At 48.2% G+C, this 10,972-nt stretch carries 13 protein-coding genes; 5 read left to right on the top strand and 8 right to left on the bottom strand.

Annotated features, from left to right (window positions below; translation table 11 throughout):
- From C4F37_RS08805 to tssD, 6 genes are all read right to left on the bottom strand, one after another.
- The coding region (locus C4F37_RS08805) for a bacteriocin immunity protein (protein WP_106106706.1) at window positions 1-202 on the bottom strand (202 nt) is incomplete at its 3' end.
- Between the two features lie 53 nt (window positions 203-255).
- The gene (locus C4F37_RS08800) at window positions 256-444 is read right to left on the bottom strand and encodes a hypothetical protein (protein ID WP_000085117.1); all 189 of its coding nucleotides are present in this window, start codon (window positions 442-444) and stop codon (window positions 256-258) included.
- 166 nt (window positions 445-610) lie between these two features.
- Window positions 611-901 carry a bacteriocin immunity protein gene (locus C4F37_RS08795; protein ID WP_000282221.1) on the bottom strand — a complete coding sequence of 97 codons (291 nt, stop codon included), beginning with the start codon at window positions 899-901 and terminating at the stop codon, window positions 611-613.
- Window positions 902-1,141, bottom strand: coding sequence for a hypothetical protein (locus C4F37_RS08790; RefSeq protein ID WP_023150874.1), 240 nt, complete (start codon window positions 1,139-1,141; stop codon window positions 902-904).
- A 167-nt stretch (window positions 1,142-1,308) separates the two neighbouring features.
- Window positions 1,309-1,599: a bacteriocin immunity protein gene (locus C4F37_RS08785; RefSeq protein WP_001519352.1), complete on the bottom strand. Its 291-nt coding sequence runs from the start codon at window positions 1,597-1,599 to the stop codon at window positions 1,309-1,311.
- A gap of 5 nt (window positions 1,600-1,604) precedes the next feature.
- Window positions 1,605-3,386: a type VI secretion system tube protein TssD gene (tssD, locus tag C4F37_RS08780; protein WP_001540706.1), complete on the bottom strand. Its 1,782-nt coding sequence runs from the start codon at window positions 3,384-3,386 to the stop codon at window positions 1,605-1,607.
- Window positions 3,387-3,913: 527 nt separating this feature from the next.
- On the opposite strand from tssD, the gene aroP reads away from it, so the two are divergent.
- Window positions 3,914-5,284, top strand: a complete 1,371-nt coding sequence (gene aroP / locus C4F37_RS08775) for an aromatic amino acid transporter AroP (RefSeq protein WP_001540704.1) — start codon at window positions 3,914-3,916, stop codon at window positions 5,282-5,284.
- Window positions 5,285-5,326: 42 nt separating this feature from the next.
- Here the strand turns inward: aroP and ampE are convergent, their stop codons facing one another.
- Window positions 5,327-6,181: a beta-lactamase regulator AmpE gene (gene ampE / locus C4F37_RS08770; RefSeq protein WP_000172010.1), complete on the bottom strand. Its 855-nt coding sequence runs from the start codon at window positions 6,179-6,181 to the stop codon at window positions 5,327-5,329.
- Complete coding sequence (gene ampD / locus C4F37_RS08765) at window positions 6,178-6,729, bottom strand: 1,6-anhydro-N-acetylmuramyl-L-alanine amidase AmpD (protein ID WP_000923703.1); 552 nt, start codon at window positions 6,727-6,729, stop codon at window positions 6,178-6,180. Before ampD ends, ampE begins: the two co-directional genes overlap by 4 nt.
- Window positions 6,730-6,816: 87 nt before the next feature.
- Here ampD and nadC point away from each other — a divergent pair, with 87 nt between their 5' ends.
- The 4 genes from nadC to hofC all read left to right on the top strand — a co-directional run bounded on the left by nadC (window position 6,817) and on the right by hofC (window position 10,941).
- Window positions 6,817-7,710, top strand: a complete 894-nt coding sequence (nadC, locus tag C4F37_RS08760; RefSeq protein WP_001135168.1) for a carboxylating nicotinate-nucleotide diphosphorylase — start codon at window positions 6,817-6,819, stop codon at window positions 7,708-7,710.
- 203 nt (window positions 7,711-7,913) lie between these two features.
- Window positions 7,914-8,354, top strand: a complete 441-nt coding sequence (gene ppdD / locus C4F37_RS08750) for a prepilin peptidase-dependent pilin (protein ID WP_000360914.1) — start codon at window positions 7,914-7,916, stop codon at window positions 8,352-8,354.
- A 9-nt stretch (window positions 8,355-8,363) separates the two neighbouring features.
- On the top strand, window positions 8,364-9,749 hold the full coding sequence (gspE, locus tag C4F37_RS08745) for a type II secretion system protein GspE (RefSeq protein WP_001025178.1): 1,386 nt from the start codon (window positions 8,364-8,366) through the stop codon (window positions 9,747-9,749).
- On the top strand, window positions 9,739-10,941 hold the full coding sequence (gene hofC, locus C4F37_RS08740; RefSeq protein WP_001540700.1) for a protein transport protein HofC: 1,203 nt from the start codon (window positions 9,739-9,741) through the stop codon (window positions 10,939-10,941). Before gspE ends, hofC begins: the two co-directional genes overlap by 11 nt.
- The last annotated feature ends 31 nt before the right edge of the window (window positions 10,942-10,972 follow it).

The following is a 10,972-nucleotide window of genomic DNA, read 5'->3' as shown; positions in this document are numbered from 1 at the left end:
GGGAATTAGGATAGAAAATGAGATCTCCCTTTTTAGGATGTTCAGTAATTTTAATGAAATGATCCACTAAGGTATCGAGATATTTTTCTAATTTTTTCCCTTTTAGGGATTTATCTTTGCTAGTTGCATTTACTATCTCCTCAAGCATTTCAAGAAATTCACCTTCTGTGTAAAAATATATTTTATATTTTAAATCATGCATATACATTATCTCCTGTAGTGAATTTCATCATGTAGTCGAGGCGTAACAATCCTTTAATTATCAATATCATAAATTTCGCCACCACATTCAATCGCAACACTATGATATATATGGAATTCTTTAACAATTTCCTTAGAGCCATAATGCCAACCTTCAAGAGGCGCTTTTGCGATTAATCCTTGTTTTATACGTGTTTGGTTACCAGTTGAAAACTGCGCTATCAACTCCGGATACTGACTCACCTCCAGCCAAAGGGTATCGGTGAAAGCGGGAAATTGATAAAATAACCTAATGAAATTTCAGTATTTTACCTGTTTTTTAAGAGCACCCACATTATTATTTTATGTTATTAACATCATCGCATTAGCCAGACGCGATGATGTTCCATATATAGTTTTATTATCTACTTTATTTAGAGTCTTTAAACAAGGGTAGCCCCTGTGAACGCCGCCATTCTTTGACAATTTTCAGGATGTTTTCAGGTTCATCATCTCCCTTCTTTGCAGGATAGTAGATAAGATCGCTCATCAACGGATGTTGTGTAATTCTGGTAAGATGTTCTTCTAGATCATCCCAATATTTGTCAAGCTCTTCCCCTTTTAATTGAGCGTTATCCCCGGTTGGATTTGTAAACTCGCCAAGCAACTCAATGAATTCCCGCTCTGTGTAATCTTCTATTTCATCTTTAAAATTATACATTTAACTATCTCCTGTAATAAATTTCATCATGCAAATGAGGTGTGCCCTCCTTAAATTATCAATATCGTAAATTCCGCCACTATATTCAATCGCAACACGATGATACATGTGGAATTTTTTAACGATTTCTTTAGTGCCATAATGCCAACCTTCAAGTGGTGCTTTTGCGATTACTCCTTGTTTTATACGTGTTTGATTACCGCTTGAAAACTGCGCTATCAACTCCGGATACTGACTCACCTCCAGCCAAAGGGTATCGGTAAAAGCGGGAAAATGATAAAATAACCTAATGAGGCTTCAGTATTTTTACCTGTTTTTTAAGAGCAATCACATTATTATTTTATGTCATTAATATCATCGCATTAGCCAGATGCGATGATGTTCCATATATAGTTTTATTATCTACTTTATTTAGAGTCTTTAAACAAGGGTAACCCCTGTGAACGCCGCCATTCTTTGACAATTTTCAGGATGTTTTCAGGTTCACCATCTTCTTGGGAATTAGGATAGAAAATGAGATCTCCCTTTTTAGGATGTTCAGTAATTTTAATGAAATGATCCACTAAGGTATCGAGATATTTTTCTAATTTTTTCCCTTTTAGGGATTTATCTTTGCTAGTTGCATTTACTATCTCCTCAAGCATTTCAAGAAATTCACCTTCTGTGTAAAAATATATTTTATCTTTTAAATCACGCATATACATTATCTCCTGTAGTGAATTTCATCATGTAGTCGGGGCGTAACAATCTTAAAATTATCAATATCATACACTCCACCACCATGTTCTATAGCAACTACATGATGTATCTGGAATTTCTTAACTATCTCATTTGGTCCGTAATAATACCCCTCCTCAGGGACATAGGGGGAATATCCTTGACTAACGTTATTCTGATTACTTTTTATAAACTGCGCCAATAACACTGAGTCTTTACTCACCTCCAGCCACAGCGCCTCGCGAAACTCATCAAAGGTTTTAAACTCCCGTCCGCGCAATTTATCAGCAATATGCGCCGGGATTGGTGCGCCGTTGCCGTTATTGGATACCGACATATCCAGCCAGCGAGTTCCTGGTGAAAGCGGGACGCCGTGCCCTGTTACAACACCAGGCAGCTTTCGCGGATCCTCCTTCAGGTAAACATAGATAGGCTTAATACCGGATCCCGCCGGAAAAACCAGAATATAATCGTTGAATTCTTTCGGATCAGGAACCGGGAATGGCGGCGTGGTATAGGTATCTGTACCGTCCGGAATCGGCGTCACCAGAATGGTGGGCTGATCCAGCGGCGGCCTGTCGTTACCGGTATGGCCCGGAACATTCCCATGTTCCGGATTTTCCGGCGTCCAGGTAATCAGGGGGCCATCGACATCGTGAGCGGGGGTAAATTCATAACGCTGCCTCTCCTCGTTCCACAGCATGTTCGCCAAGCGGACGTTTTCATACGGCGTACCTTCACCCGTATGAACACCATATACCTGGGGCTTGCTGTGAATGTCAGTTCCCCAGAAAAAACGCACCCGGGTAGTGGCGGTACTGCCTGCAAGCGCTTTCTGGCGCAGTTCTTCCTCATACCAGAACTCATCACGTCCAGGCACACGAGCACTGCCCTCACCCGCAGAGGGAATATACAGAGCAGATGCCAACGCACCGATGTAAGAGCCGCGGGTTGCACTGAGTACGCCACTGAGCGACCATTTTCCCCATATTTGAGTCGCCAACACACTACTCGGGAACAGTAGCATGGTTTGAGCTTCTGCGGGTTCCCCGATAACGTTAGCCTCGGGATGGTGGTATCCACAGCAGTCATCAACCACTGGCTGAGCGAAAATCGCTACTTGACCGAAGTTTTCAGCGGGTTCTTCTGCCGTTCCGGCATCTGTACATCCCTTCACCTTCAGACAGGATTTGGCATAGACCGGGTTAACCGCTGGTGAAGAGAGTGGAAGGTTAACAACTGGTAGCGGTTCAGGCTTAAGATTACTGGCAGGTGGACTTTTAGGCGGAATAAATAAGCTATTATAGCCAGCAGGAAAGGCCAACCAGTCAAATTCTGTATTGGCTATGAGATGTTTACATAATATATAGTCATAATCGACAGTTATACATTCGGTAGGAAGATTATTGTCAGAAATGTTTACATGAATAGCAGTTAATGAAGCATTTCTTAGCTGAATATAATAATACCGTTCCCAGCGCCCGCTTTTATTTATACGATACAAATCGATTTCAATAAATAACCGCTCATTCTGATTGATGGCATTAGACAGTAGCGGTGAGCTTTTATCAATGAGTTTGCAAAATTGTAGCCCCTGTAGATTAACGCCTTTACCAGTACTGGTAATGGCGTTGGTAAGTGCAAAGGCAAAAATTTCATCTTCATGGCCAACCTGCCAGCGATTACCAACCGACGCATACGTCCCACAGCCTGAAGAAATATCGCCCTGCTTCTCACCGATTATTCTCAGGTAAACAATATCGCCCACTTTATTTCATTCCCGTTTATCCTTAACTTTTTTGCATTAAATAGAAAACTTATTTCTCGATCAATAAGAAACGCTTTTAATGAAAAATTATTTCAATTACTTAACGTTTTCACTTAGCTCGCAATATTATATTTAAATACTCGCGTTACAACCCCATTGTATTATTAACATCTATTTATTCTTATATGACCTTTTGTAAGATTATTGTGCTGGTGGCTAAGGCATGGTGTTCAGCAGGCAGACAAATCCGACATATAGCTAGTTAAAACAGTATGTTATCAGACTTAAAGTATCTATTAAATGTGATGAAAAACTTACAATTGCTTTTTTTTTATCCAGAAAATCAACACATCTACATAAAGCAGGTGCATTCTCGCGCATATACCATTATCTTGTGATAGTTGAAAGTACTATCATCATAATTCAGTTACATAAAATGTAAAGAAACCAATACAACAAACGGAATTACAAAATTACACACGCATTGCTGCGTAGTTCAAAAAAACAACACAACACGAGGTTTCATAATGGAAGGTCAACAGCACGGCGAGCAGCTAAAGCGCGGCCTTAAAAACCGCCATATTCAGCTTATCGCGCTGGGTGGCGCGATAGGGACAGGGCTATTCCTGGGTAGCGCCTCCGTAATACAGTCCGCAGGGCCAGGGATTATCCTGGGTTACGCCATTGCTGGTTTTATCGCCTTTCTGATCATGCGTCAGCTAGGTGAAATGGTGGTCGAAGAACCTGTCGCAGGCTCCTTTAGCCACTTTGCTTATAAATACTGGGGCAGTTTTGCCGGTTTCGCCTCTGGCTGGAACTACTGGGTACTGTACGTTTTAGTTGCCATGGCAGAGCTGACTGCCGTGGGTAAATACATTCAGTTCTGGTATCCGGAAATCCCAACCTGGGTTTCTGCCGCCGTGTTCTTTGTGGTGATCAACGCCATCAACCTGACAAACGTAAAAGTGTTTGGCGAGATGGAGTTCTGGTTTGCCATTATCAAAGTTATCGCGGTGGTAGCGATGATCATCTTCGGCGCCTGGCTGCTATTCAGCGGCAACGGCGGCCCGCAGGCGAGCGTTAGCAACCTGTGGGATCAGGGTGGTTTCCTGCCACACGGCTTCACCGGTCTGGTGATGATGATGGCGATTATCATGTTCTCTTTCGGTGGTCTGGAACTGGTGGGGATCACCGCAGCAGAAGCTGATAACCCGGAGCAAAGTATCCCGAAAGCAACTAACCAGGTTATCTACCGCATCCTGATTTTCTATATTGGCTCGTTAGCCGTTCTGCTCTCACTAATGCCGTGGACCCGCGTTACCACCGATACCAGTCCGTTTGTGCTGATCTTCCACGAGTTAGGCGATACCTTTGTAGCGAATGCGCTGAATATCGTGGTACTGACTGCTGCGCTCTCCGTGTACAACAGCTGCGTATATTGCAACAGCCGTATGCTGTTCGGTCTGGCACAACAAGGGAACGCGCCAAAAGCGCTGGCGTCTGTCGATAAACGCGGCGTACCGGTTAACACTATTCTGGTGTCTGCGCTGGTTACGGCATTGTGCGTACTGATTAACTACCTTGCCCCAGAGTCCGCTTTCGGACTGTTAATGGCGCTGGTGGTATCTGCACTGGTCATCAACTGGGCGATGATCAGTCTGGCGCATATGAAATTCCGTCGTGCCAAACAAGAACAAGGCGTGGTAACTCGCTTCCCTGCCCTGCTTTATCCGCTGGGTAACTGGATCTGCCTGCTGTTTATGGCGGCGGTACTGGTGATTATGCTGATGACCCCAGGAATGGCGATTTCGGTATACCTGATCCCGGTATGGCTGATCGTGTTAGGTATCGGCTATCTGTTTAAAGAGAAAACCGCCAAAGCCGTAAAAGCGCATTAATCTCTCTACGCCCTCACCCGTGCAGGGTGAGGGCAATAATCTTTACACCAACGCCCCGTAAATCGTCAGTAGCGCAATTACCACCACGACCACGAACGAGGTTTTCTTCGCCATTGAAACCGCTGCCTTTGGCGTCTCCACCTTATCGACATGCGGTTCACGCGCCAGAGAGAACTGTGCCAGACGCGTTAATACCTGATATTGCGAAGTATGGAAATCACCCAGCGAAGCAAACCAGGCCGGTAACGCTTTCTCACCATGACCGATCAAGGCATATACCACACCCGCAAGACGAACCGGCACCCAATCCAGTACATGAAGCACGCCATCAATGCCGGACTGTAAACGATGATGCGGCGTCTGGTATCGCGCCAGCCAGTATTGCCATGCACGCAAAAACGCATACCCCATCAGCGTAACGGGTCCCCAGGTTCCCCCCACAATCAGCCAGAACAGCGGAGCAAGATAAAAACGAAAGTTAATCCACAGCAATGCATTTTGCAGCTCACGCAAATACTCACGTTCATCGCAGCCTGCCGGGACGCCGTGAATCATGGTGAGTTCGCCAGCCATCGTGGCACGGGCATGGCTATCATTACGTGAAGCAGCTGTCAGATAAGCATGATAATGAAGACGAACTTTACCTGCGCCAATACACAGCAAACCAATCAGCAGCCACACCAGCAGCGTGGGAACGTTGAACAATACTCCCTGCAATGCGCGTAACAGTAAAAAAGTCACGCCCATCGCAATAATGGTCATGCCTAATGTGCGCCCGAGAGAAAAATGTTTCACCCGCCGAAAGAACGCTTCAAGACGATGATCAAGCTGCCAGTGCTCGCCCAACTTAAACAGGCGCTCGAAAATTAACACCAGTAAGGTTGTAAATAGCGTCATGTTGTCTCCTTGCTGACCAGCGCACGAAACCGTGCCCAATCAAATGCAGGGCCGGGATCGGTTTTCCGATCCGGCGCAATATCACAATGGCCCGTCATGTTATTAGCGATATCCGGATAGCGATCAATCAGTGCCCGCGTAACCGCCGCAAGCTGTTGATACTGCGCATCGGTATACGCCAGCGTATCGGTGCCTTCCAGCTCAATCCCAATAGAAAAATCATTGCAGCGTTCACGCCCCTGATACTGAGAGACTCCCGCATGCCAGGCACGTTTATCGAAAGGAACATACTGGACTATTTCACCATCGCGGCGAATCAAACAGTGAGCGGAGACGCGCAAATGGGCGATCTCAGCAAAGAAAGGATGCGCCTGCGGATCAATAGTTCCAGTGAATAATGCGTCGATCCACGGACCGCCAAACTCGCCTGGCGGCAGGCTAATATTGTGCACCACCAGCAGAGTGGGTGTTTCGTCATCCGGGCGGCAATCGTAATGTGGTGAGGGAACGCGGCGCGCGCCAGCCAGCCACCCCTGTTCTAACAACATGCAGGATCTCCTTATATGTGGTGCTAATACCCGGTTCAGAGTAGCATGTTTCTACCTTATGATTCGTTAGCTATCTGGAGTTTTAACATGCCGCCTCGCCGCTATAACCCTGACACCCGACGTGACGAGCTGCTGGAACGCATTAATCTCGATATCCCCGGCGCGGTGGCCCAGGCGCTGCGGGAAGATTTAGGCGGAACAGTCGATGCCAACAATGACATTACGGCAAAACTTTTACCGGAAAACTCTCGCTCTCATGCCACAGTGATCACCCGCGAGAATGGCGTATTTTGCGGCAAACGCTGGGTTGAAGAGGTGTTTATTCAACTGGCAGGCGACGATGTCACCATAATCTGGCATGTGGATGACGGCGATGTCATCAACGCCAATCAACCCTTGTTCGAACTTGAAGGCCCATCTCGCGTGCTGTTAACGGGCGAACGCACTGCGCTTAATTTTGTGCAAACCCTTTCAGGAGTTGCCAGTAAGGTACGCCACTATGTCGAATTACTGGAAGGCACCAACACGCAGCTGTTGGATACGCGCAAAACCTTACCCGGCCTGCGTTCAGCTCTGAAATACGCGGTACTTTGCGGCGGCGGAGCGAATCACCGTCTGGGGCTTTCTGATGCCTTCCTGATCAAAGAAAACCATATTATTGCCTCCGGCTCAGTGCGGCAGGCGGTCGAAAAAGCGTCCTGGTTGCACCCGGATGCGCCAGTAGAAGTCGAAGTAGAGAATCTGGAAGAACTTGATGAAGCTCTGAAAGCAGGTGCCGATATCATCATGCTGGATAACTTCGAAACAGAACAGATGCGCGAAGCCGTCAAACGCACCAACGGCAAGGCGCTACTGGAAGTGTCTGGCAACGTCACTGACAAAACACTGCGCGAATTTGCCGAAACGGGCGTGGACTTTATCTCCGTTGGTGCACTAACTAAACACGTACAGGCACTCGACCTTTCAATGCGTTTTCGCTAATTGCTAACAGATTTATCCGCTCCATCGCGGGCGGATAAATCTCCCCTTCCCCAACTTTCTTCGTAACGCCTCGCAAATTTCTTGTCTTTCGCTGCAACGAAATAAAAAACCTCGGAAGCTGCTTTCCCGTTTCGTTTTTTGCCCCTCGCTTGTGCTGATGGCGTTTGCCAAAGTAGCGCCAACCAAATCAAGGAGCGAAACAGATGGACAAGCAACGCGGTTTTACACTTATCGAACTGATGGTGGTTATTGGCATCATTGCCATTTTAAGCGCCATTGGTATTCCCGCTTATCAAAACTACCTGCGCAAAGCCGCACTCACCGACATGCTACAAACCTTTGTGCCTTACCGTACCGCCGTAGAGTTGTGCGCGCTGGAACATGGTGGATTAAATACCTGCGACGGTGGCAGCAATGGCATTCCCTCGCCTACCACCACCCGCTATGTTTCAGCCATGAGTGTGGCAAAGGGCGTGGTGTCGCTGACCGGGCAAGAAAGTCTCAATGGACTAAGCGTCGTCATGACGCCGGGTTGGGATAACGCAAACGGCGTCACCGGCTGGACGCGTAACTGCAATATTCAAAGTGACAGCGCATTGCAGCAAGCCTGCGAAGATGTCTTCCGCTTTGATGACGCCAACTAAGGAGCGGCAATGAATATTCCACAGCTCACTGCCCTGTGTCTGCGTTATCAGGGAGTCTTGCTGGATGCCAGCGAAGAGGTGGTTCATGTTGCGGTAGTCGATGCACCTTCGCATGAGCTACTGGACGCATTGCATTTCGCTACCACCAAACGTATTGAGATCACCTGCTGGACGCGCCAACAAATGGAAGGTCACGCCAGTCGCACACAACAGACATTGCCCGTAGCTGTTCAGGAGAAGCATCAGCCCAAAGCAGAGTTGCTGACTCGAACGTTACAATCTGCGCTGGAACAACGCGCGTCTGATATTCATATCGAACCAGCGGACAATGCCTACCGCATCCGCTTGCGTATCGACGGCGTATTGCATCCTTTACCGGACGTTTCACCGGATGCCGGAGTCGCATTAACCGCCAGATTAAAAGTGCTGGGAAACCTGGATATTGCGGAACATCGCCTGCCGCAGGACGGGCAATTCACTGTCGAACTGGCAGGAAATGCCGTCTCATTTCGTATTGCGACCTTAGCATGTCGGGGTGGTGAAAAGGTGGTATTAAGGTTGTTACAGCAGGTGAACCAGGCACTGGATGTTAACACGCTTGGAATGCAGCCGTCACAACTGGTGGACTTTGCTCATGCCTTGCAACAACCACAGGGACTGGTGCTGGTAACTGGCCCTACAGGCAGCGGCAAAACGGTCACGCTTTATAGTGCCCTGCAAATGCTGAATACCGCTGACATTAATATTTGTAGCGTCGAAGATCCGGTTGAGATCCCCATAGCCGGACTAAACCAGACGCAAATCCATTCGCGTGCCGGACTCACCTTTCAGGGCGTTTTGCGTGCGTTATTGCGCCAGGATCCTGACGTCATCATGATCGGAGAGATCCGCGATGGCGAAACGGCAGAAATTGCCATTAAAGCCGCGCAAACCGGTCACCTGGTGTTGTCTACCCTACACACTAACTCCACCTGCGAAACGCTGGTACGTTTACAGCAAATGGGAGTCGCCCGCTGGATGCTATCATCGGCGCTTACGCTGGTAATAGCCCAGCGTCTGGTACGCAAACTTTGCCCGCATTGTCGCCGGCAGCAAGGGGAGCCCATCCATATTCCAGACAATGTATGGCCATCGCCGCTGCCCCACTGGCAGGCACCCGGTTGTGTACATTGCTACCACGGTTTTTATGGTCGCACGGCCTTATTTGAAGTTCTGCCCATAACACCGGTCATACGTCAGCTTATTTCCGCTAATACCGACGTTGAATCGCTGGAAACGCACGCCCGACAGGCGGGTATGCGAACGCTTTTTGAAAACGGCTGCCTGGCCGTGGAGCAAGGCTTAACCACCTTTGAAGAGTTAATCCGCGTATTGGGGATGCCGCATGGCGAGTAAGCAACTCTGGCGCTGGCATGGCATAACCGGCGACGGCAATGCGCAAGATGGGATGCTATGGGCAGAGAGCCGTGCTTTGCTGCTCATGGCACTACAGCAACAGATGGTTACCCCACTAAGCCTGAAGCGAATCGCCATCAATTCTGCGCAGTGGCGAGGAGATAAAAGCGCGGAAGTCATTCATCAACTGGCGACGCTACTCAAAGCCGGGTTAACGCTTTCTGAAGGGCTGGCTCTGCTGGCGGAACAGCATCCCAGTAAGCAGTGGCAAGCGTTGCTGCAATCACTGGCGCACGATCTTGAACAGGGCGTTGCCTTTTCCAATGCCTTATTACCCTGGTCAGAGGTATTTCCGCCGCTCTATCAGGCGATGATCCGCACGGGTGAACTGACCGGTAAGCTGGATGAATGCTGCTTTGAACTGGCGCGTCAGCAAAAAGCCCAGCATCAGTTGACCGACAAAGTGAAATCAGCGTTACGTTATCCCATTATCATTTTAGCGATGGCAATCATGGTGGTTGTGGCAATGCTGCATTTTGTTCTGCCGGAGTTTGCCGCTATCTATAAGACCTTTAACACTCCGCTACCGGCGCTAACGCAGGGGATCATGACGCTGGCAAGTTTTAGTGGCGAATGGGGTTGGTTGCTGGTGCTATTCGGCTTTCTGCTGGCGATAGCCAATAAGCTGCTGATGCGCCACCCAACCAGGCTTATCGCACGGCAGAAATTGCTGTTACGCATCCCGATTATGGGTTCACTGATGCGGGGACAAAAACTCACGCAGATCTTTACGATTCTGACGCTGACACAAAGTGCAGGCATTTCTTTTTTACAGGGCGTTGAGAGCGTCAGAGAAACAATGCGCTGCCCGTACTGGGTGCAACTTCTGACACAAATCCAGCACGATATCAGTAACGGTCACCCCATCTGGCTGGCGCTAAAAAATGCCGGTGAGTTTAGCCCGCTCTGTTTGCAATTAGTGAGAACAGGAGAGGCATCCGGCTCGCTGGATCTCATGTTAGACAACCTCGCCCATCATCATCGGGATAACACAATGGCGCTGGCGGATAACCTCGCAGCCTTACTGGAACCGGCGTTGCTGATCATAACGGGAGGAATTATCGGTACGCTGGTGGTGGCAATGTATCTGCCAATTTTCCATTTAGGCGATGCGATGAGTGGAATGGGATAACGCTGGCGTGTTGCTCCACGCCAGCGTTGGT

This window comes from Escherichia sp. R1 (genome assembly GCF_003000935.1).
GTDB lineage: Bacteria > Pseudomonadota > Gammaproteobacteria > Enterobacterales > Enterobacteriaceae > Escherichia > Escherichia coli.
The sequence above is the reverse complement of the archived record's forward strand: the minus strand, read 5'-3'. Positions and strand labels throughout refer to the sequence as shown.